Raw genomic sequence first — 21,665 nt, forward strand, 5'->3', positions numbered from 1 at the left:
TGTTCTTAAAAATGGAAGAATTACCAGAGCCCCCCCAAACGAAGTTCTTCATGCCAGTGCTCGTATAGCTTTGCAAAACGCATCATGATTGCTGTGATGGTTGCAATTCGTTGATCGCTATAATTCTCTGTACAATTATTCGATAGATATCTATTGTCCTTTACTTCTCCGGCTTCATTTCTGACCGGAACGGCCTCTAGCCAGTGCGGCCACTCGTCAACGGAAATGAAAGACGCTCCAAGTATGCTCTTCGAATTAATGCCATAATTACTTTCTTCAGCGATCTGCACGGAAAGTTTTTTTCGAGGTGCAACGTTACCATCGGCACGATTAGCCTCCAAGGGCCAAGCGCGCAGATTACCGATAGAGTTACACCAATCTTTGACACTCTGTGGAATGCTCCACTTACCACTGAAGAAGCTCTGCGGTAGAATGTGGTCGAAGTCCCACGGACGATTCTTGTCATCCATCATTTCTGGTAGGGATGGATCATAGTCCTGGTACCAATTGTGTAACTCAGCTCTTTGGGCGTAAGTCAATACGGTTGACTTGCCTCCCCACAAGGTATCGAGGAAATGTACTGCAGCCCGTTTGACCAGAGAATCGGTGTCCTCCAGATCTTCTTCGTTATTTGTTGTATTGGCGGTATTTCGCCATCCATTATACATGTCACGGTTTGACTTCTCCAGCAGGGGAGAAAATTGGTCGTACCACCAATCCTTGTCGGTCCAGAAGCTTCCTTTGGGGAAATTGACCGTGGCCTTGTCTTGGGTCTGCTTCGTGCGTCCATCTTCACGAAGGAAACGATTGCACAAATCGAAGACAACATTGGGAGCTGGCAATGGTATCATGTTGATATCGGAACGCTCAGAAAGCTGACATGCTGCCTTAAAACGGGTTTGATTGAAGCGATCGAGAAGTTGCTTTTCATTAACATCTTCATCAAGGCTTTTCCAAATGGCTGCACATGCCTTGCTCTTATTGGGAGCGAACCAAGCTATCGCCGTAAGGAAGCCGAGCGTGCGCCGATGGACACTTTCGGAGATTTGTTCGACGCCAATTTTTACAGCATTTAGCCGGTCCAACCAGCGCATCAGGAGCAAAAAGACGTCAGGTGAATGCTGAGCGATATCCACGGCCTGAGCGGGCAAAAGGCGGAAGGCCCTCTCGATTTTGCCGTTTGCCTCCTTAGGGGGCAGGGCCAGAAAATTCCATGCCTTGGTCAAGAGGTCCGCGGCGTTGGTATCAAGAAATTCTTTTAGCTGGCCTCCGAAATCCGTGTGGTTCGGATTGTTCCCCTTCAATAAGTTGCGGAATTCGCTGACGCCGGGCATGGATGGCATTGTGGCGTTGCCGTCTCCAGGCCGCCGGCCATGGCGGGCCAAGACTAGACGAACGCACATTGCAGCTATCCTGGAAGGAAGCGCCGGTAGGTTCGGCAAATTCTGCATCCATTTTGCCACGTCGGGCCATTGGGCTTTGATAAGTGAATAGACCAACTCCTCTCCAGCCAATGGCGTCCCCGCCGCGTTAAGGCGAATGAACAGTAGCTCAATGGCGTCCTTGGCATCTTCAGCAGACGTGGAGCGATGGGGACCATCATCGCCAACTTGCTCAATATCAACTGTAAGAGCAGGTACGCGGTATCGACGCTGACCAAATGAAATTGTATTGAATGCGCCCATGATGCGACGTAATTGTTCATACGATGGTGATGTGGGGCAATCGAATGCCTCTTGCAGGACCTTTTGCTGGGCCTTAAAAGTATTTTGCGCATCCCTTACCAACTTGTTGTCTTCATCTGAAAATTTTTCTTCTTTAGAAAAAAGAGGAAGGGAACCAAGATTATTCCGCAGGGAAGTGCACGCGGCCTCGATAGCGTTGGGATGGGCAAGTACCGCCTGGATCATCGGGGCTACAGGTAAAGGTGCATCCGCATCCCACGGCCACGTCTTCCAGAGCGCGATATCACTCGGCTTGGAAAGCAAGCTATTATGCGCGGCCTGATAAGCGCAAAGTGCCGCTCTGATAGCACTGCTCGAAAGTGTCTCTTGGGGATTGTTTCGGCGGTATCCCCAGGGGTGGGCTCGGGTGAGGACGCGAAAAACGAATTCCAGCGGGCGATTTTTGGGTGGGGTGGAGAGATCAACCCATAACGCGCCTTTTGCCTGGTCATCGCAGCCCGACCAGATATCATAGAAGGCAAGGGCAATGGCAGTGGCTCGCTGCTGACCATCAAGAAGCAAGTGAGTGCCTATTTTTTGCCGCGCGCTCTTTTGTTGATACTTATAACTTTGACGCGACAGTCCGTCATTGGGAGGTGATATAGTGAAGGCACCTATGGGAAAGCCGCGTAGAATAGAGTCCCATAATTCCTCTGTCTGATGAACCTTCCATACTGCTCCTCTTTGTAACGCGGGCAAGTCAGCGACTATTCTGCCCTTTCGAGCGGGCGCTTTGTCAATTTGCCAACCGGCAATTTCGGAAAGATCGAGAAAAAAGGCCGTCGAGGATAAGTAGTTTTGAGTGTCCATGGTCAATTTTTCCTAAATGATCCCTTCAGAGGACCTCTGATCACTTTGATTCTGATTGTCCGGAATGTTTCTTTATTAAAGCCACTTTCCCCAACACCGGAAAATGCACCACCATCGCGGTCACGGGCAGATTCCATGCTGCTTCCAGCACTTCCTTGTAGATTATCAGTTGCGGTAGATAGTGCAGCGCCCGGGCGGCGGGGTCGCGCCCCGGATAGCTCTTGTGGTCAATGAGGGCGAGAGCACCGGAATGCCGGATCAGGCAATCAGTACGGCCGTGCACTTCCTGGCCGCTCTCCAACCGGTATTGCACCGGCCATTCGGGGATGACCTCGGCGTCGGCACCATAATGTTCGCGGATGAAGCGCCAGAAGCGATCAGCTGCCTCCAGGCAATCCTCTGGCGTCAGATCACCCTCCACCTCGGCCAGCATTTTTGCGGCAATGGTCCGGCGCTCGATTGTCTCCCGCGCAGGATCATCAGCGGCCAGGAAACGGTGCAGCGCATCGCCCACCTCGTCGCGCGCCGCGCCGCCGGCATGGCGCAGGCGGGGGCCAAGATCGATGACCTCGATCACTGCGCTCACATCCCCCTCGGCGGTGCTCGGTGTCAGGCGCAGCGGTGGAAAAATGGGGCGCGGTCCGGCAGGCCAGAGCAATGTCGTCACCTTCTTGAGGACGGGCAGCGGGGGCGCTTCCTCGGCCTCCGCAACATCGGCGGCAAACACGGGCAGGCTGACTTCGTTGTAGGTCAGCTCTCCCTGGCCAGCCGGTAATTTCCGAAGCGCCGCCGCCAGACCGGGCGCGTAGCCTTCCAGCCAGCTTGGCATGCCGGGATCGAGTGCCAGCACCAGCACATCGCGCGCGCGGGTCATGCCGACATAGCCAAGCCGCACGTTCTCGCACCCGCTTTGTTTTGCCGCTGCCGCCAGTTCGGGCGAGGCCGCCTCGCGCATCTTCATGGGGATGTCCTTGCTGCGCCCGGCATAAGGCCAGGGCCAGTAGCGGACCCAGCGTCCGGCCAGCGGGGCGGCGGGGTCTAGTTCGCCACCCTCCGTATCAACGCTGACCTTGAACGCCGAAGCGGGATATTCCTTGTCCGTCTGCGCCATCACCACCAGCGGCCATTCCAGCCCCTTGGCCTTGTGGTAGGTGAGCAAGGTGACGGCATCCCCGCCCTGGGAGGCGGGCTGCGAGGGCGCTTCCGGCAGTGCCCCCAACCAGGCGGCGAAGCCACCTACAGTCGCGGCGCGGTGCAGATTGTTGCAGGCATCCTCATAGGCTTTGGCCTCGCCGAACAATGCCTCGATATTCGCCAGGCGCTGCCGGGGCGCAGGCCAGCGCGCCAGCAGCGGCATGATTTCGGCTGCCGACAGCGCCACCTCCAGCGCCGCCGATGGCGGCAGGCCGGCCAAATCCGTTTGCAGGGCGTCAAGCGCAGCCACGCGGGCGTCGGTCAGCTTCTGCTTGGCCAGAAGCTTGTCCAGCCATTCCTCATCGCCGCCTGCCAGATGCGCGACTTGTGCTTCCGCCAGATTGTCGCGCGGGTCGGCCAAGCGGCGCAGACAGGCCAGAGCCAGGCTCACTTCCGGTGTCTCCAGCAACCCGCCTCGTGCTGCCGCTACCTCCACGCCGCGCTGCCCGAGCGCCGCCGCCAATATGGCGACCGATTTGTTATCCCGGCACAGCACCGCCACATCGCCAACGCGCAACAGGCGAGTCTCCCCAGTCTGCGGGTCCTGAATCATTGGCCGCTTGGGTGCTGCCAGCAAGCCGGCGATCTGCGCCGCCAACGCTTCTAGCCGTAATGGAATCGCGCCTTTGGGCAGGCGCCAGACATGCAGCGCAGGCCCAGTTCCCGGCGGATCGGTACGGTGCGGCGTCAGCGCCACAACCTCCGCCGTCATGCCTTGCTGCGCGAAAGTTGGGACAAAAATGCCGTTCACCAGATGCACCAGATCGGGCCGGGAGCGCCGCGAGGTGGAGAGTATGTTCGCCTTGTCCGGCTTGCCGCCCAGGCTGCGCAGTATCGCGTCCATCAGCGCCGGGTCGGTACCGCGGAAGCCATATATCGCCTGCTTCGGGTCTCCAACCCAGACCGCCCGCTTGGCTAGCGCACCCAAGCGCAAAAATAGGGCCAGTTGCAGCGGGCTGGTGTCCTGAAACTCATCCACGAACAGCGTATGCAGGCGCTGCCCCAGCTCGATGCTAATGTCCGCGTTGGTCTCCAGCAGATCGAGCAGCATCGTCTCCTGGTCGGTGAAGTCGATCAGCCCGGCTTTGCGCTTGTATTCGGCATACAGCGCGAGGGCGGACTCTGCCGTCTCGTAGCAGACGCTCAGCATGGTGGTGATGTCCACATGCAGCCGCGGGTGGCGGTCATGCGCCGCCGCAGCCTCGATGACCGCCGCGAAATCGGCTCCGCGCGCCACGGCCGGGCCGAGCGTGGCCAACGCGGCCCAGTCGGCCCAGGTGAGGAAGCGGCCTTCCTGCGGCGCGAAAAGCGGGCGCATGGTGCGGACGGTATCGAGCGCGCCAAGCGTGTTCTTCTTCTCGGCGCCGAGATCCCATTTGGCGGCCACAGCGAGCAAGCGAGTCATGGCCTGCTCCAGCGCCGCATCCAACGCCGCTGCCCCGGCCGGATCGGGCGTTCCCAGCATTCCCAGCACACCGGCCAAAGCGCGGGTCTCGCTCAGGCGCAGCGCCGCTTCATCCAGCCGGTTGGCTCGCGCCGCGCTGACGATCTTGCGTACCGGCTCATGCCAGTCGCCGCCATTGGCCTCGCCGGAGAGACCCAGCCGGAATGCCACCGGGGCGATGCGATCCTCCGCTGTACCGGCGGCGTCGCCAAAGGCGATGGCGAAGGCTTCCGCCTCGCCGGTTTCGTCCAGCACCGTAAGGTCCGGGGAGATGCCGGCCTCGAAGGCGAATTCGGCGAGCAGCCGCCCGCACACGCTGTTCACCGTGCCAAGCAGCGCCTCCTGCATGGCCAGAGCGGTTTCGCCCTGGCGCGCCGCGATTAGCGCCGTCTGCACGCGCAGCTGTAGCTCCGACGCCGCCTTGCGGGTGAAAGTGGTGGCCAGCAGCCCGGCGGGCGGCACGTTGTTGTCCAGTACCTCGCGCTTGATGTCTTGGGTGATTCGCCAGGTCTTGCCAGAGCCGGCCCCGGCGGTGACGATACTGAGAGCGGGTAGGCTCATGCGCTGACTCCCACGCCACAAAGGGTTTGATAGTCGCAGAAGGTGCAGGGAGGCGGGATGTCCAGCTGTGGACCGTCATCCTCGTCATCATCGCCTGCCACACCGGCGGCGATGATGCGGCCGTCTCGCAATTCGGACAGTGCCTCGCGGTAATCAGCCAATGCGGCCTTCCAGCTTGCCGCGAGATCGGCGCCGGGCACCGTTGCGTCCGGGAATGGATAGGAATCCGCTGCCAGCAGCCGGAGCTTGCGCAGCAGATAATACGCCGCCGTGGCTGACTCGCCGCGCCCCGCCACCAGCCAGGCATAGGCTGCCAGCTGCACGGCCGTGTTCTGCTCCAGCTTCTTGCGATACCAGCCGGAGGCCGACCATTTGGCGTCCAGCACCACATGCAACCCATCCGCCGGGCGGTGCAGTAGCACATCGATGCGGCCCTGGAGTCGCCCCAACTTGCCTGGCAGCGGTTTCTCGAAGGCTCGCTCCGTGGCGGCCACCTGTAACCCCGCCTGCTGAATCTGGCTGGTGAGGTCAGCCATGGCCTGGCCGATGCGCCCTTTGGCGCGGGATTGGGTGGCCTGCATCCCGGGCCGTAGCAATGGCGCGGCTTCCTCGGGCAACAGCCGCTCGAACAATGCCTGCGCCTTGGCGGCGGCATCCGTGGGGCTGGTATAGCCGTTGGTGAGAACCTGGCTCATCACCTCATGCAGGAAAGTGCCGGTGAGCTGCTTGGCTTCGGGCAGCGTGGCCGGGCCGCGCGCGTAAAGCTTGGCGGCGTATTGCAGCACCCATTTCAGCTTGCAGCCGAGTAGTGTCTCCATGCCCGAAGCCGATTCCAGGTCCCGTGGGCCGACAAGGCCGGCCGGCACCAGCCAATCCCGGCGCGGGGCAGGCGGTGCTGCTGCTGGCACAATGCGGGAGGGCAGCTTCAGCCCCGCGAATACCCCGCCGGATTGCAGAGACTCCGCCTCCACCCAGGCCCGCCCGAGGCTCTCGCCAAAGCAGCCCTGCAATTCCGCCAGCAGCGGATGCGCGCCGCCTTCCTCCATTGCGCCGCGCGGCGCGGTGATGACCAGGCGGCCAGATGTGAGGGTGACGGCGCGGCGTAGCCCTACACGGGCCCGGGCGGGCGCCAGTGCCTCATCCGACGCCAGGCCGTGCGTCGTCATCCAGCCTTGCTCCGCCATGCGCCAGGGCGAAGCCGCCTGCCCCTCGCCGCCGCCGAGCCACCAGATGGTGGTGTCCGTGGTATCCAGCCGCGCGCCGGGCCGGGCGAAGAAGCGCCAGGGCGCGGCCTCGGCGGAAAGCAGCGTTACCGCGCCGGATGAGGCTGTTTCCAGCATGCGGCCGAGCAGCATGGCGTCCAGCACCGCCACGCCGCTGAGGGTGACTGCCTGCGCCAGAGAAGCGGCTGCTGCGCCTGCCTCGGGCATGTTGCGTTTGATCGCCCAGCCCTGCACCAGCCCACACAAAGTGGTGACGGCGGCGGCGGGAATCCCCTCCTCAGCCGTGAAGCGTTTTGGTGGAATCCAGGCGTCGATGGCCGCCAGCCTTGCCCGCGCCGCCGCATGGCGGGTGGCGCGGTCCAGCCCCCGCGCACGGTCGGCGCGCAGTTTTGCCCGCAGGGTCCGATGCCGCCCGGCACGGTAGTTTACGCCGCCATAGCCTGGGCTTTGTACGATGGCATCCGTGAGAAACCGGCAGGCGCCGCCGAGCGGATGCTGCGGCAGGGCTAAAAATTCCAGGGCGGCGCCAGCGTCGAACGGGTCCGACAACAGCGCCAGCCCGAGGTAGAGCAGTTGTGCGCCGAGATCCGCTCCTTCCAGCGCGGACGGGCGCGGCTGGTGCCGTGCGCGCAGTAGTGTCGGCAGCAGGCTGTCCTCGCCACCCAGCAGGGCCGCGCCGGGCGGCAGGCAGGGGAGCCACGCGGAAAGCAGGTTGGCCGTGGAGGCGGTGTCGCCCGTAAGCAGCGCCACGCTGCCATCGCCCGCCCAGGTGGCCGCCGGGGCGCCTGCAAGAAAGCGCCGCAATGCCGCAAGGTCGCCCTTGGCGGGCGTTTCCGGCGGGGCGTAGGCGGTTACGTTAAGCTGGGTAAGCAGCTTTTGCCAGAGAGGCGGCCAGAGAGTTGCGGGCTCGACTAGGTTAAAGCGCGGCAGAAAGGGCGGCTTGCGCTGGGGCAATACCGCAATGACCTCACGCAGCACATCCGCCACGCCGCACGGCAAGGCCGGCAGGCTGGCGAGGTCCGCAATACGTGGCGGGGTGGTTGCATCCGCCGTGCCGTCCCATCCGGCGAGCAGCAGGGCGTCGCGCAAGGCCAGTACACGGCGGTCGGTGGCCCAGGAATCCACGGTGAAGGATTTTGACCAGAACCGGCCTTCCTGTGTGGCGATGGCGGCATGACAGGCGGCGATGCGGTTGGCCTCGGGCGTGGCGCGCGTATCCAGCCCGAGCCATTGGCCGAGCAAATCGAGGCAGCCGAGCGGTCCCACGATGGCGGTGAAAGGCGGCAGGCCAACCGGCGCGGGGGCGCCATCCAAAGACCAGCCGAGGATGAGGGTGGGGGTCATCTGAAGGGTTGCTCCCGGGGCAGGCGTTTGCTGTTGCGGTAATGCCGATTGGCGCGGAAGGGCGCGTGCGGCACGCCTCTTTCTGTGACTGTCATTCAGCCATTTCCGCTTCCATGCCGCGCCATTCTCTCATCAATTCGACCAATCCATCCGGCTCGCAAATCTTTACCTCCCGCCCCCAAGTGAACAGATGCCACGAAAGTTCCAGCATCCCACCGCACCTGAATTGCACGATCAGCGTACCATCCTCCTGCGGTTCCATCGTCTGGTTTGGATGAAATACCCACTCTGCCGCATCATTCGCCGCGCCCGAGGAGAACCGCAGCACCACATCCTGCGGCGCCTCCTGGAATACCCCGAACGACCGCGCCGCGTAGGACGCCAGATCGAATTCCTGCGCGGGAAAATTTTCCTCCAGCGCCGAGACGTCGCTGATGCGGTCCAGCCGCCAGAGGCGCATTTCCTCGCCGGTCTCGGTATGCGCCACCAGATAGGCCCTCCGCCCATAAAGCACGCCGTAGGGACAGATCACGCGCCGCCCAGGTGCTCGCGGTTCCGCCGGCCGGTAGGTGAGTTCAAGCTTGCGGAAGCCCAGAATGGCGGCGCGGATTTCCGTCATCATGGCGCGGTCGAGTTTCAGCCGCGGGCCGGGATGCGCGGCTGAGCCCTCGGCCCGCATCAGCGCCTCGATATCCGGCTCCGCCTGGCGCAACCTCGCCGGGGGCAGCAGCGCGCGCAGGCTCGCGGCGGCGTCGCGCAGATCCGCGGCACGGGCGCTGTCGCCCTGGGTCGACAGATCGCGCGCCAGCCCTTCCAACGTAGCCAGCGCGCTCGGGGTGGGCGGCACCGGTGGCAGTACCCCTTGCGGCAGACGCCAGCGGCGCACGCGGCTGTCGTCGTCGCTATAGGTCAGGCCGGGGAACAGAATCGTCAGCTGGTCGCGCAGCCGCTCTACCGTGCGCCGCCCCACCTCCAGCTGCGTGGCCATCTCGTCCAACGTCAGCCCCATGCGGGAGCCGGAGAGCAGCAGGACCAGGCGGAGCAGATTCGTACTGGGTTCATAGCGCATTACCGCAGGGTTGCGCGAAACCGGCCGTTTCGCAACCGGCAGTTCAACCATGACGAGCAAACCCGATGCCACGCGGCTTGCCCTCGCGCGCCTCCATCTCGGTTTCCAGCAATGCCACCAGACGATGCTCAGAGGGCGTCTCCCCCAGCACCGCCAGCCGCCGCGAGAGCCGGGTGAAATCCGCCGGGGTCAGCCGGTCCAGCCGCGCCAGACGTTCCGGCGGCTCCATGCCGAACACGTTGCGGAACAGCCGCAGGCTCTGCGCCGGGGCGAGATGGTCGAAATTCACCCGGATGAGGAAGCGGCGCAGGCTGGCGGCGTCCAGCCCCTCGGGCAGATTGGTGGTGCAGGCAAAAGGTTGCGGATGGCTCTCCATCCAGGTGAGCATCTCGTTCACCTGGCTCACCTCCCAGTTGCGCACCGCGCGGCCGCGCCCGGCGAGCAGGGAATCCACTTCGTCAAAGATGAGAAATTTTTGTGACTCCCGCGCCTCGGCAAAGGCGGCGGCGATGTTGCGCTCCGTCTCACCAACAAAACTGCCGAAAATGTCGGAGCCGCGCTTGTGCAGCACGCCCAGCCCCATGGCCTCAGCCAGATGCCGGGCGAAGGCGCTCTTGCCGGTGCCGGGCGGGCCGCTCAGCAGCAGCGAGACAGCACGCGGCGCACCGGGGCGGGCGAGGCGCGCCACCAGAGCCGGCAGGTCCATATCCGCGCGGCTCAGGGCGGGGTCGTACAGCTCCTCGCCGGGCGCGGCCTCCGGTGTGGGCATCTGCCCGTGGCCGATCGCTTTGGCCATGCCGCGCGCCACCAGTCGGGCCGTCTCCGCACGGCCATCCGTCAGCCGGGCTGCCCGCAGGGCGGTGCGCGCCACCGAGGGCGCCGAGGGGATCAGCCGCGCCAGTTCGCCGGCCGTGGCGGCATCCAGCACCACGCCCTCATTGGCGGCCAGCTCCTGCCACAGCTCGGCCCGGCGCGGCGTCTCAGGCAGTTTCACCTCGATGCAGAGGCTCATCCGCCGCAGCACGGCTGGCGTAAACGCATGGATGTCGTTCGCGGCCCAGATCATCGGCACTTTCGCCGTCTCCAGCAGCCGGTGGATAAAAATCTTCGGGTCCGGCTCGCGGTCGCGATAGCTCCCACGGAACAGATCCTCCGCCTCGTCGAACAGATACAGCGCCTGTTCACCGCCATTCACGCGCTGCGCCAACAGCAGATCCGAGAGCCGCTCTCCCCGTGAAGGTTCGCCCCCGTTGCCGTCTGCTTCGCCCACAACATGCAGTTTGAATCCAAGCGCCTCCGCCAGCGCCGCGGAGAACTCCGTTTTGCCGGTGCCGGGCGGGCCGTAGAGCAGGATGTGCACGCCGCGCTCCCCGTCCGCCAAGGCGCGGCCGAGCATGTCGCGCGCCAACTCGCTTTCCCGCCCCAGATGCCGGAACGCCTCCCAGGGCAGTTTGGTGGCAACCGGGGCACCAAGAAGCTGGCTGCGCATATCTTCACCGGTCTCGCCGCAGTTGAAGATCAGGTTGCGCACGCGCCCGGACATATGGATGTCGCCATCCTCGTCGATCCGGATGGCACCGGAGGCACACATCAGCGCGTCGGGCCGAAAGCGCCGCGCCACCTCTTGCTGCGGCATATTGGTCAGAATTGCGAAATTGTCAGTGAAACGGCGGAGAGAGTTGGGCCGTTTGCGGGCCTGGGAAATCAGGTCGAACAGCCGTTCCATGGTGTTGTCGTGCCCATAGCGGAAGATGATGCCAAACAGCGCCGCATCCAGCTCATCAAACCCCAGCGCCGCACTCACCGCCGCGAGACCGGATGCAACAACGCCCTCGGGTGTGGGCTGCTCCAGCTGCAGCATCACCGCGTCGCGTAACCCCTTCCAGCGGCGGCGGCCGACCGTACCGGTAGGGGCGTTGCGCCGGTGCGACATCTCCGGCTGCGAGAACAGCTCATCGTTCAGGTTGAAGCGAGCCCGGTTATGCGCCAGCCAGCGCGTGAAGCTTGCAGCCTCCTCCTGCGCCGAATCCACGCAGCTCATGAAATTGGCAGCGTAACGGAGCAGCGCGGTGGTCTCGCAGGCACAATGCGCGAAGCCGGCAAACTCGGGCTCCTCCAGCTCGTCAAAATCATCGCGGATGCTGTCGAGCATTTTGGCCAGGCTTTTCGTCATAGGCAGCTCCTGTTGGGGCGAGGCATTGAGGTGGGCACAGCCGGGTTATGATCGAGGACGAAAATCACGACGCCATCCTCGCGCTCACGGGAGGTGATGGTAACGTGCTCGCCTTTGATGAGGGCGGTGACGGGGGTCACGCCGCCGGCCGCATGGGTAACAGCAGCGCGGAACACTGCTTGGGTCGCCTGGAAGTCCAGGCGTGGAAGCCGGCGCTGCGCCTCTGGTGTGAGGTGCAGCAGGAACGAGGCATAGGCTCTGAACATCGCAAACTCCTGATATGTCCCGGCCCGGCAGACAGAGTTGTCCTGTCGAGGCTAAGGCCAGAAACCAGAGGGACGCGATGGAATTGAGGAAGAGTGGGTTATGTCATGGGCATATAGATGACATACCTGTACGTCAGATGCGGACGTGGTGCGGACGAAAAAGTCTGAGGTTTGGGCTTTGCCTCATGGCTTGTTCAATTAATTTCCTGCCGAGCACATCGAGTAAGATATTTTGAAGTGAAATCTAAAAATGAGGGATTGCCACCCTGCCGCCCCCACATTTCGGGCACTTAGGAAGTTCCCCGGTTTTCAGGAAAATCTTCTTCCAGAAGGGAAGAGAAAACAGGTGGTGACAGTCAAGGCAGACGTACCATGGCCCCCTTGGCCTCTGAACAACCATGGTCATCTTTTCTCCCATTCTCTAGATCGCTCTGCCGGCCCTACTGATCGGCCTCTTTCGTTTCCACTACATGCTTCTTTATGAACTGCGCCATGCCGTAAAGTGCGAAGCCGCTGACCACGATGGATCCGACGAAATGAAACATTGGAGATTTCCTTCAGCAAGGTGCGGTGCCCGCCGCTGCCGTCGTGCGGGTTACGTCATGCGCAAGAGATGACACGCCAGCACGTCAGATACGGACGTACTCCAGACGCTACGTTTCGGGGCTCGCGCCTTGTTTCATTGCCAGCCATAGCGCCGCCAGGTGGCGCGCATCCGCGGCAGCCCGATGCGTTCTGGGAACGTCGCACGAGATTTTCTCCATTATGGCGAGGCAGTCTACCGCCTCCCACGCCTGTTCGCGCGCCACAATGCCGATGAGGGTATGCGCTTCCACCCGACTGACGGAAAAGCTGGGCTTTACATCAGCGGCCTCAACGATCATCCGCAACCAGTCGCCATCCCAGGCTGGGGCATCCGAGTAAAGGTCGCGGCCGCCAAGCGCCTCATTCATGCGCCGCACAATGTCAGCCGGGGCGCTTCCCTCGGTATAGAGCTGACCGCAATTGATCCCATGAAGGCTCTCGGCTGCCTTGTCCCAGCAGGTTGCAATATGCCATTCCGGAGCCGGCCGAATGAGGTGGGATTCAACCTGAATTTCGCCAGTTTCGGGATCAGCGAAAGCCCAGCCGATCTCGATCGGCACGCCGTCAAGGCCAGAGGCTTCAATATCGTAGAAGACGGGAAGGAGAGACAGAGCGGCGGCTCCTTATTTTATGCTGCGCCAGTATAGCCGCTTCATTGCGATCTCCAAAACGCCGTTCCGCGAGCTCCTGTTGCCCCAGCGTACGACAGCTTGTTATGCTCCAGGGACCGTCCCCACCGGAGCGCGCCTTTCATGAGCACCCTGCCCGACTTCGCCGCGCTGAAAACCAAGCAACGCGCCTTGCGTGAGGGGTTCCACGAGAACCTCAGCCTGCGGGTACACCGTGCCCTCAGCTGGCTCGACCGCGCCGAAAAATGTGCAAATGATGACGACGCCCGCTTCATCTTTCTCTGGATCGCCTTCAACGCCGTCTATTCCGAGGAATGCGGCGAGACCATGCCAAACGCCGCGCGCGGCTTGTTCGAGAGCTATTTCGGCAAGGTCGTCCGCCTGGATACGGAGCGGCGGATCTACGATGCCATCTGGGCGCGCTTCCCCGGCCCCATCCGGATGCTGCTGGAGAACAAATACGTCTACCAGCCGTTCTGGAGCCATCACAACCAGCTCCCGGGCTTTGGCGATTGGGAGGAGCGCTTTGCCGCCGCCAAGCGAAAGCTGTCCCAGGCGCTGGTACGTCAGGATACCAGCGTCGTGCTCAGCACGCTGTTCGACCGGCTGTACGTGCTGCGCAACCAGCTGGTGCATGGCGGTGCCACTTGGAACAGCGGCATAAACCGCGCCCAGGTGCGCGACGGCGCCGCGATTCTGGCATTCCTCATTCCACTGTTTGTGGATTTGATGATGGACAATCCCGGCACGACATGGGGTAAGGCGCATTATCCTGTGGTTGACTGACCACACCTTTGCGTGGCCGGAGAATCCACATTCAGCTCAAGGTGAAATGTGCACATATGACAACTTAAATCCTGTTGATTTTTTAAAACCTTTTGTCCAAAAGGCGCATTTTGCACCCTTCTTAACTTCACATCCAAAGATATTCGACCACCAAAAATCGGTATTTTCATTGTTATTTGTTTGAAGAAATCCTGTTCCATTAACTTGAAACAGAACTGCTGCTCCCTCCATGCGCACGCTGCCATACGCTAAAGATCCTGCGGAGATGAATCCGCGTTCGTTTATTTTACAAAATAAATCGATGGATATTTTGCCTTCTTCGGACTCAAAAATGACGTACCCAAGCTTACCGGAACCGCTGTTATCTAGCGTTATAATGGTATCATCAACAAAACGTCTTTTCGTAACTTTACGAACCTTCCTAATTTCGGACAGTATGTGATGTTCTTGTCCCAGGAGCATTGTTTCTGTATAACCATGCTCTATGTGGTTACTCGCATTCATGACGAAAACAGGTTCACCTCGATTCATACGAATATTAAGCCGCTGAGCAGAGTAAAAAACAAGCGGAAGTAACTTTTTAGTTTCCTTCGATTTCTCTTTTAAATCACTGTCTTCGCGACATTCTTTTGTCGTATATATATCAAAATCATCGTGTTCTTCGGCAAAATGACTCAGCTTAAAGTGTTTTATTTTACTTAAATTATATTCTGAATTCATTTCGAAAAAATATGGGATAAAAAACTCGGGAATTTTTTTATCCAGGAGTTCCGCGCGCTCGATATTTGTTCTTTCAAGGAGGAGGTCTCTTAGATCATTGTTATAAAATTCAAAATAAACTTTATTGACGCGAGAATATTCATCTTCAGAGGATGAAAGAGTTCCGATTGTAAGATCGATGTAAGCCAAATGCGCTCGTCTATCGGGGTATTTGGGCGTCCGCTCGTCTGTCAAACGATCTACGTTGTAGACAAGATGGTCAAGCGCATCCAAATCCCAAAATGCTTTCAAGCATAAGGAATCGTCAATTTCGATCTCACCTCGATCGTCCTCGAATTCAAAGCGAAAATACTTTCTTATGTAGGCTACACCAGCAATCATCTGTGATCCTTAGAGTGCTTGAGAAAAAACGAGTTGGATTTGTGGACTTGTGTCAGGTAACAGACCGCAATCTTGGCCGAGGGTCCTGAAGCACATTTGGGCGTTGCTCTCCTTCATCCGGTTCAAATTCGCCTCCCTCGTCGTTGATTTCGACCGTTTCGATGATTCCGGAATTTTCCTCGGCGATCAATGGTATTTGAAACTCGACGATTTCGGAGGTGGATGAAAATTGTCGTTCCAGATATCCAATCAAATCCGGCAGCTTCATCTCTCGACTCCTGTTGATACGAAAATGGCGCTTTGGCCCACACAGCTAATGATGATCAGTGACGAAACCGAGTTTTGGATATGAGGCGAAGCAACACCTTTCTGACCTCAATAAGGGTGTTTTATCAGCAAGACGCATCGGATGCACCCTCGATTAGTATTTTTTGCCTAAACTTAATAATATATTGATATGCTTGTATTTTTTCTATAAAATTGATCGTCTCTCCCACAATTCTCGTCCGTCAGGCGAGGGAAATATTGAGGAACGGCCGATGCCAAGAGGATCGTGCCCCTTGGCGTGGTGTAGGAACTGAGGGTAAGTAGCCCGCCGGAGCGACCGCCACGAGTCTGGCGTAGGCGGGCTACTTATCCTCAGCGGTGGTCATCGCCGTTCTTCGGTTAAGGTTGGGATGCAACCCACCAACCAAGGACCAAAGGAGATGACAACGATGACCGACCCCACTATGGCGCTTCGCGCGCTGCTGGAAAAGAGTTCCGATACCGAGCTTTTGCGCGAGATGGTTGGCTTTACGGCGCAGCGGCTGATGGAGCTGGAAGCCGAAAGCCTGACCGGCGCACCCTATGGCAAGCGCAGCGACGAGCGGGTGAACCAGCGCAACGGGTTTCGTGACCGCATTTGGGAAACCCGCGCCGGCACCATCGAATTGCGCGTGCCCAAACTACGTCATGGCAGCTATTTCCCGGCTTTCCTGGAGCCCCGCCGGACGGCTGAGAAGGCGCTGACCGCCGTGATCCAGGAAGCATATATCCAAGGTATTTCAACGCGCTCCGTCGATGATCTGGTTAAAGCCATGGGGATGGAAGGCATCAGCAAAAGCCAGGTATCCCGCCTGTGCTGCGAGATCGACGATAAAATCAACAACTTTCTGAACCGCCCGCTGGAGGGCGACTGGCCGTATGTTTGGCTGGACGCCACCTATCTGAAGGTGCGCGAGGCCGGCCGCATTGTCTCGGTTGCCGTCACCATCGCCATCGGCGTGAATGCTGATGGCAGGCGCGAGGTGCTGGGCCTGGCGATCGGCGCTTCGGAGGCCGAGACGTTTTGGACGGAATTCCTGCGCGGCCTGGCGCATCGCGGCTTGCGCGGCGTCAAACTCGTGATCTCCGACGCCCATACCGGCTTGAAAGCCGCGATCGCCAAGGTGCTGCACGCCACCTGGCAGCGGTGCCGGGTGCATATGATGCGCAACCTACTGGCCCATGCCGGCCGCCAGGGCCGCGGCGTCGTCGCCGCCTTCGTTGGCACCGCCTTCGCCCAGGACGATGCCGCCAGCGCAAAGGCACAATGGCGCCAGGTGGCCGACCAATTGCGCCCCAAAGCCGCCAAGCTCGCCGCCATGATGGATGAAATGGAGGAAGATGTGTTGGCCTACATGGGATTCCCCAAGGAGCACCGTACCAAAATCCACAGCACAAACCCCATCGAGCGGCTCAATGGCGAAATCAAACGCCGCACGGATGTTGTCGGCATCTTCCCGAACGAAGCCGCAATACGCCGCCTCGTCGGGGCAATCCTGCTCGAACAGAATGATGAATGGGCGGTGCAGCGCGGACGCTACATGACGCTGGAAACAATCGCCGGTTTGTGCGATGAACCCATCATCAAGCTGCCCGCCGTGGCAGCCTGATAAGCCCGGCCAACCCAGCCGGAGAACGCGATGATGTAGCCAATTCTACACCACGCCATGGGGCACGATCGCCAAGAGTAATTTCGGTTCTGATGCAGTGGGTAGCCTGACCCGCGCGCTAGGCTTCCTGAGAGTTAGAGGGTAGCGCCGGTTTTCATGACGGATCGTGATCGCGAGAGAGGCTCGCGGTGCCCGTCGTGGAGATTTTTTCAATGAACACTATTTCTTCACGTATCCCGATTACTGCCGGGTCCGCGTCTCCTGCGCCGCGCCCGGCGGGTTTCAAGGTCGATATATCCCGCGGCGAGCGGATCGGCCGAGTCTCTTCCGAGTGGTTCTCGCGCCCAGACGACGAGCGGTATTTGTCCCTGTCGGACCTATACGAGTCCGTATGCGCTCGCACGAAGCGGGCGACGGCACGGACCGTGGAGAGCAGGACCGTTCGCGTCGAGGCGAGGCGGGACGATGCCGAGCAACTGGCACTGATCGTACCCGGGCGGGACGGCCCGGTTGCCCCGACTCATTGGAGCTTTGGCCAATTGTGTAGTCTGGTCGGCGCGCCAGCAGGATATTTGCGGGATTTGCCGGCGCCGTTGGCAGCGATCAACCTGCAGCACGGTCTGCTGTCGCACCGGGGCGAGTTGGTGAAAACGCTGGAGGCCGAGGACGGGCGGGTCGAGTTGCGCGCCGTTACTGGCCCGGACTATGGCCGCATCTGGGACCACGAGTTGGTCGGGGCAGTGATGAAAATTGCCGGTGATGGAACAGGCGACACGCGCTGGAAGGTCCCAGGCGTGCTCGACTGGGCGACGATGACGCATAACCCACTCGTGGACGTGAGCAAGGACACGACCACCCTCTATGCCAGCGACCGCGATGTGTTCTTGTTCCTGGTCGACGACACCCACCCCATCGAAGCTGGCCGGTTGCCTAATGGTGATCCCGATCTCTATTTCCGGGGCTTCTATTGCTGGAACAGTGAGGTTGGTTCGAAGACACTGGGTATCGCGTCTTTCTATCTCCGCGCCGTCTGCATGAATCGAAACCTCTGGGGTGTGGAGGATTTTCAGGAGATCAGCATCCGGCATAGCAAATTTGCCGCGCAGCGCTTTGCACACGAAGCCTCGCCAGCGCTTACAAGTTTCGCCAACTCTTCCCCCGCACCGTTCATTGCTGGTGTGAAGGCGGCGCGCGAACAAATCGTCGCCCGCAAGGACGAAGATCGCGAGGCCTTTTTGCGCAAACGCGGGTTCAGCAAATCCGAGACCACAAAAGTTATCAACGCGGTTCTGAGTGAGGAAGGCCATCCACCAGAAAGCGTGTTCGACTTCGTGCAAGGCATCACGGCCCTTGCGCGAACCAAGCCACATCAGGATGCCCGGTTGGAACTGGAAAGTAAGGCGAAGGTTCTACTGGAGCGCGTGGGCTGATCAATTCTCTGGGAATGTTCAAAGCCGTGGAGCCGCTTTTGCGGTTTCACGGCTTTCTTTTTGAGGGGGCGCCAAGAGTCAGAGGGCGGTCCGAAAATTCGTGACGGGATGGAGGTCGAGAGAGTGTCTCCGGCCGCCCGTCGCGGAGTTTTTCCCATGGCTAAATCTGTTCAGAAAATCATCCTCAGCGCCTCTCGTGACATTCCGTTCGATAGGCTTGTACTCAGTCAAGCCAATGTTCGGCGTGTGAAGGCTGGCGTCTCGATCGAGGAGCTCGCTGCCGATATTGCGCGGCGCACGCTGCTGCAAAGCCTGACCGTCCGCCCGGTCCTCGACGAAAACGGCACCGAGACCGGCATGTTCGAGATTCCCGCCGGTGGGCGGCGTTACCGGGCGCTGGAATTACTAGTGCGGCAAAAGCGCCTGGCCAAGACCGCGTCGATCCCCTGCGTCGTCCGCACCGAAGGCATCGCCGAGGAGGACAGCCTGGCGGAAAATGTGCAGCGCGCGCCGCTGCATCCGCTGGATCAGTTCCGGGCGTTTAAGGCGCTGCGCGAGAAGGGCCAGAGCGAAGAGGAGATCGCGGCGGTGTTCTTTGTCGCGGTCTCGGTGGTGAAGCAGCGGCTACGGCTGGCTGCGGTCTCGCCTCGGCTGCTGGAGGTATATGCCGAAGACGAGATGACGCTGGAGCAGCTCATGGCCTTCTCGGTCAGCTCGGACCATCAGCGCCAGGAGCAAGTGTGGGAGGCCGTGCAGCGCTCATACAACAAGGAGCCGTATCAAATCCGCCGCTTGCTGACCGAAGGCGCGGTGCGTGCTTCGGACAAGCGGGCGCAATATGCCGGTGAGGAGTATGTCGCGGCGGGTGGGGCGATCATGCGTGATCTATTCCAGCAGGACGATGGCGGCTGGCTGCAGGATGCCGGACTGTTGGCGCGCGTGGTGGCGGAGAGACTGGAGCGTGACGGCGAGGCTCTCCGCGCCGAGGGCTGGAAATGGGTCCAGGTGGCTACCGAGTTCCCGTATGGGCACAATTATGGGCTGCGGCGGATTCCTGGCGCGCGTCGGCCGCTGACCGAGGAGGAGATCGCCCAGGTTGAGGCATTGCGCACCGAGGCCGAGCGGCTCGAGGAAGACGCGGCCCAGGCGGACGAGGTGCCGGAGGATGTTGATCAACGGCTCACCGAGATTGAGACGGAGATCAACGCTTTGACTCAGCGCCCGCCGGTCTATGACCCGCCGGAAATCGCCCAGGCGGGGGTGTTCGTCAGCATCGATGGCAGTGGCAAGCTGCGGGTCGAGCGTGGCTATGTCCGCCCCGAGGATGAACCGCCCGTAGTTGAGGAAGCCGACGAGGCCGCCATGGCCGCTGTAGATGGCGCCCGGGCGCAAGGTGGCGAAGGGGGCGACCCTGCCGAGAGCGATGACGCAGAAACCGGAACCACGGACAGCCGCCTCATCGTCGCGCACGTCGGCGATGCGGCTGAGTCGGAGGAGGAGGAGGGCATCAAGCCCTTGTCCGACCGGCTGATGACGGAACTGACCGCTTATCGAACCCTGGCCTTGCGCGAGGCGCTGGGGAATGAGCCCGGCATCGCCTATCTCGCCGTGCTGCACGCACTGAGCCTGAAACTGTTCTACCGGTACGGCCTGGAGTCCTGCCTGGAGGTCGAGCCCAAGAGCGTGATGTTCGGCGCCCAAGCGCCGGGCCTTGCCGACACGCCGCTGGCCGCGCGGATCGATGCGCGGCATCGGCATTGGGCCGAGCAACTGCCGGAGGATTCCGGTGAACTTTGGGATGTTCTCGGCGGCTTTGACACGGATAGCCGCGACGCCCTGTTCGCCCATTGCGTCTCACTCACGATCAACGCGGTGGTGGAACCCTATAACCGGCGCCCGAAGGCGATTGCTCATGCGGATCGTCTGGCCCAAGCCGTCTCGCTCGACTTGGCCGCGGCCGGGTGGACGGCAACGGTCGACAGTTACCTTGGCCGCATTTCAAAGGCGCGCATTCTTGAAGCGGTTCGGGAGGCGAACGGGCAGACTGCCGCCGAACGCATCGCCCAACTCAAAAAGGGGGAGATGGCGGCCGAAGCCGAGGCCTTGCTCGGCGGCACCGGCTGGTTGCCGGAACCGCTCCGTATGCCCGGCGTGCAAACGGCGCCCGCAGCGGATGAAACGGCTATCGGCGATCTCCCGGTTGAGCCCGATACTGATCATTCGGCCAGCGAGGCCGAGGCGATCGCAGCCGAATAATTTTGCTCCGACGGCGGCATGGAGGGGCTCGCGGGCGATCGCGGGCCCCTCTTGCTGTGAAAGGCTGACCATGGGCAACAGCGTGGATGACCTGGCGCGGCAGCTGGCGCGCAATGCCGAAGCGGTGTGCCGGTGTTATCTATCCAATGGCCGCCGTTCTGGCCGATACTGGGTGGTCGGCGACGTCATGAACACCCCAGGCCGCTCGATGTATGTCCGCTTGACTGGCCCGGAAGCTGGCAAGGGTGCCGCCGGAAAATGGACTGACGCATCAACCGGCGAGCATGGAGATTTGCTCGACATCATCGGCAGGCATCACGGCCTCAGCCATTTCCCCGATATTGCTGCCGAGGCTTGGCGGTTTCTCGGGACGCCGAGAGAGTGCACACAACTGGAGCCTCGTGCCCATTCCGCGTTGGCTCAGACCTCGGCAGGATCTCCAGAATCGGCACGCCGCCTGTTCGCAATGTCAAAGCCGATTGCCGGCACAATTGCAGAGACGTATCTGCACGGACGCGGCATTACGGCTTTGCACGAAATCGGCAGCCTCCGCTTCCATCCATGCTGCTATTATCGTCCGCACCCAGAATCGTCCCCCGAAGCCTGGCCAGCAATGATCGCCGCCATCACCGATCTCGACGGCACGATGACCGGAGTTCATCGTACTTGGCTCGACCCATCGGGGCACGACAAAGCATCCGTCGACACGCCACGCCGGGCGATGGGTCATCTCCTCGGCAACGGCGTCCGCTTCGGCACTTCCTCCGATGTCATGGCGGCAGGCGAAGGGATCGAAACCATGCTGTCGCTGCGTTGCGTGCTGCCAAGCCTGCCCGTGGTCGCCGCACTCTCCGCCAATCACCTTGCTGCCCTCCTGTTCCCGGCAACGCTGCGCCGCCTCTATGTCGCGCGAGACAATGACGCGGCTGGCGACGCAGCATTCACGGCTCTGGCCGAGCGGGCGCAGGCAGTTGGGATCGAGACGCTGTCCCTGTCTCCGGCTCTGCAGGATTTCAACGACGATCTCCGGCACCTCGGCCTTACCGAACTTCGGGCAGCACTTCGGGTGCAGCTCACCCCTGACGATGTACCGCGATTCATAGCTGCGGTGGAGAATACCGATCCGGGATAATGGCGACAGGTCTCATCGGCAT

General features: G+C 60.9%; 14 protein-coding genes. 5 read left to right on the top strand and 9 right to left on the bottom strand.

The window, feature by feature from the left end; translation table 11 throughout:
- Positions 1–20: 20 nt before the first annotated feature.
- The 7 genes from QQJ84_RS16955 to QQJ84_RS16985 all read right to left on the bottom strand — a co-directional run bounded on the left by QQJ84_RS16955 (position 21) and on the right by QQJ84_RS16985 (position 12,953).
- Entirely contained in the window at positions 21–2,534 is a 2,514-nt protein-coding gene (locus QQJ84_RS16955) for a DUF262 domain-containing protein (protein ID WP_284259500.1), read from the bottom strand.
- A gap of 40 nt (positions 2,535–2,574) precedes the next feature.
- Entirely contained in the window at positions 2,575–5,733 is a 3,159-nt protein-coding gene (locus QQJ84_RS16960) for a UvrD-helicase domain-containing protein (protein WP_284259501.1), read from the bottom strand.
- Positions 5,730–8,300: a PD-(D/E)XK nuclease family protein gene (locus QQJ84_RS16965; protein ID WP_284259502.1), complete on the bottom strand. Its 2,571-nt coding sequence runs from the start codon at positions 8,298–8,300 to the stop codon at positions 5,730–5,732. The genes QQJ84_RS16960 and QQJ84_RS16965 overlap by 4 nt, the downstream gene beginning before the upstream one ends.
- 91 nt (positions 8,301–8,391) lie before the next feature.
- Positions 8,392–9,441 (bottom strand): helix-turn-helix transcriptional regulator, encoded by a 1,050-nt coding sequence (locus QQJ84_RS16970; protein WP_284259503.1) that lies wholly within the window; start codon positions 9,439–9,441, stop codon positions 8,392–8,394.
- Positions 9,413–11,542 carry an AAA family ATPase gene (locus QQJ84_RS16975; RefSeq protein WP_284259504.1) on the bottom strand — a complete coding sequence of 710 codons (2,130 nt, stop codon included), beginning with the start codon at positions 11,540–11,542 and terminating at the stop codon, positions 9,413–9,415. The genes QQJ84_RS16970 and QQJ84_RS16975 overlap by 29 nt, the downstream gene beginning before the upstream one ends.
- Positions 11,539–11,808 carry a hypothetical protein gene (locus QQJ84_RS16980; RefSeq protein ID WP_284259505.1) on the bottom strand — a complete coding sequence of 90 codons (270 nt, stop codon included), beginning with the start codon at positions 11,806–11,808 and terminating at the stop codon, positions 11,539–11,541. Before QQJ84_RS16980 ends, QQJ84_RS16975 begins: the two co-directional genes overlap by 4 nt.
- A 653-nt stretch (positions 11,809–12,461) precedes the next feature.
- A complete protein-coding gene (locus QQJ84_RS16985; protein ID WP_284259506.1) occupies positions 12,462–12,953 on the bottom strand; it encodes a hypothetical protein in 492 nt (163 codons plus the stop codon).
- A 192-nt stretch (positions 12,954–13,145) separates the two neighbouring features.
- Between QQJ84_RS16985 and QQJ84_RS16990 the strand changes: the two genes are divergently transcribed.
- Positions 13,146–13,808: a HEPN domain-containing protein gene (locus QQJ84_RS16990; protein WP_284259507.1), complete on the top strand. Its 663-nt coding sequence runs from the start codon at positions 13,146–13,148 to the stop codon at positions 13,806–13,808.
- 36 nt (positions 13,809–13,844) lie between these two features.
- Here the strand turns inward: QQJ84_RS16990 and QQJ84_RS16995 are convergent, their stop codons facing one another.
- A complete protein-coding gene (locus QQJ84_RS16995) occupies positions 13,845–14,909 on the bottom strand; it encodes a hypothetical protein (RefSeq protein WP_284259509.1) in 1,065 nt (354 codons plus the stop codon).
- A 52-nt stretch (positions 14,910–14,961) separates the two neighbouring features.
- Positions 14,962–15,177 carry a hypothetical protein gene (locus QQJ84_RS17000; protein WP_284259510.1) on the bottom strand — a complete coding sequence of 72 codons (216 nt, stop codon included), beginning with the start codon at positions 15,175–15,177 and terminating at the stop codon, positions 14,962–14,964.
- A gap of 448 nt (positions 15,178–15,625) precedes the next feature.
- Here QQJ84_RS17000 and QQJ84_RS17005 point away from each other — a divergent pair, with 448 nt between their 5' ends.
- The 4 genes from QQJ84_RS17005 to QQJ84_RS17020 all read left to right on the top strand — a co-directional run bounded on the left by QQJ84_RS17005 (position 15,626) and on the right by QQJ84_RS17020 (position 21,643).
- Positions 15,626–16,825, top strand: a complete 1,200-nt coding sequence (locus tag QQJ84_RS17005; RefSeq protein ID WP_284259511.1) for an IS256 family transposase — start codon at positions 15,626–15,628, stop codon at positions 16,823–16,825.
- A 212-nt stretch (positions 16,826–17,037) separates the two neighbouring features.
- A complete protein-coding gene (locus QQJ84_RS17010; protein ID WP_284259512.1) occupies positions 17,038–18,255 on the top strand; it encodes a DUF932 domain-containing protein in 1,218 nt (405 codons plus the stop codon).
- Positions 18,256–18,411: 156 nt separating this feature from the next.
- Entirely contained in the window at positions 18,412–20,511 is a 2,100-nt protein-coding gene (locus tag QQJ84_RS17015; protein ID WP_284259513.1) for a ParB/RepB/Spo0J family partition protein, read from the top strand.
- A gap of 70 nt (positions 20,512–20,581) precedes the next feature.
- Entirely contained in the window at positions 20,582–21,643 is a 1,062-nt protein-coding gene (locus QQJ84_RS17020; RefSeq protein ID WP_284259514.1) for a DUF7146 domain-containing protein, read from the top strand.
- Positions 21,644–21,665: the final 22 nt, after the last annotated feature.

The organism is Acidocella aquatica, from assembly GCF_030160635.1.
GTDB lineage: Bacteria > Pseudomonadota > Alphaproteobacteria > Acetobacterales > Acetobacteraceae > Acidocella > Acidocella aquatica.

Excerpts from the sequence above, each read along its gene's own strand:
- QQJ84_RS16955 (WP_284259500.1), bottom strand. The coding sequence starts at position 2,534 with ATGGACACTCAAAACTACTTATCCTCGACGGCCTTTTTTCTCGATCTT.
- QQJ84_RS16960 (WP_284259501.1), bottom strand. The coding sequence starts at position 5,733 with ATGAGCCTACCCGCTCTCAGTATCGTCACCGCCGGGGCCGGCTCTGGC.
- QQJ84_RS16965 (WP_284259502.1), bottom strand. The coding sequence starts at position 8,300 with ATGACCCCCACCCTCATCCTCGGCTGGTCTTTGGATGGCGCCCCCGCG.
- QQJ84_RS16975 (WP_284259504.1), bottom strand. The coding sequence starts at position 11,542 with ATGACGAAAAGCCTGGCCAAAATGCTCGACAGCATCCGCGATGATTTT.
- QQJ84_RS16980 (WP_284259505.1), bottom strand. The coding sequence starts at position 11,808 with ATGTTCAGAGCCTATGCCTCGTTCCTGCTGCACCTCACACCAGAGGCG.
- QQJ84_RS16990 (WP_284259507.1), top strand. The coding sequence starts at position 13,146 with ATGAGCACCCTGCCCGACTTCGCCGCGCTGAAAACCAAGCAACGCGCC.
- QQJ84_RS16995 (WP_284259509.1), bottom strand. The coding sequence starts at position 14,909 with ATGATTGCTGGTGTAGCCTACATAAGAAAGTATTTTCGCTTTGAATTC.
- QQJ84_RS17000 (WP_284259510.1), bottom strand. The coding sequence starts at position 15,177 with ATGAAGCTGCCGGATTTGATTGGATATCTGGAACGACAATTTTCATCC.
- QQJ84_RS17005 (WP_284259511.1), top strand. The coding sequence starts at position 15,626 with ATGACCGACCCCACTATGGCGCTTCGCGCGCTGCTGGAAAAGAGTTCC.
- QQJ84_RS17010 (WP_284259512.1), top strand. The coding sequence starts at position 17,038 with ATGAACACTATTTCTTCACGTATCCCGATTACTGCCGGGTCCGCGTCT.
- QQJ84_RS17015 (WP_284259513.1), top strand. The coding sequence starts at position 18,412 with ATGGCTAAATCTGTTCAGAAAATCATCCTCAGCGCCTCTCGTGACATT.
- QQJ84_RS17020 (WP_284259514.1), top strand. The coding sequence starts at position 20,582 with ATGGGCAACAGCGTGGATGACCTGGCGCGGCAGCTGGCGCGCAATGCC.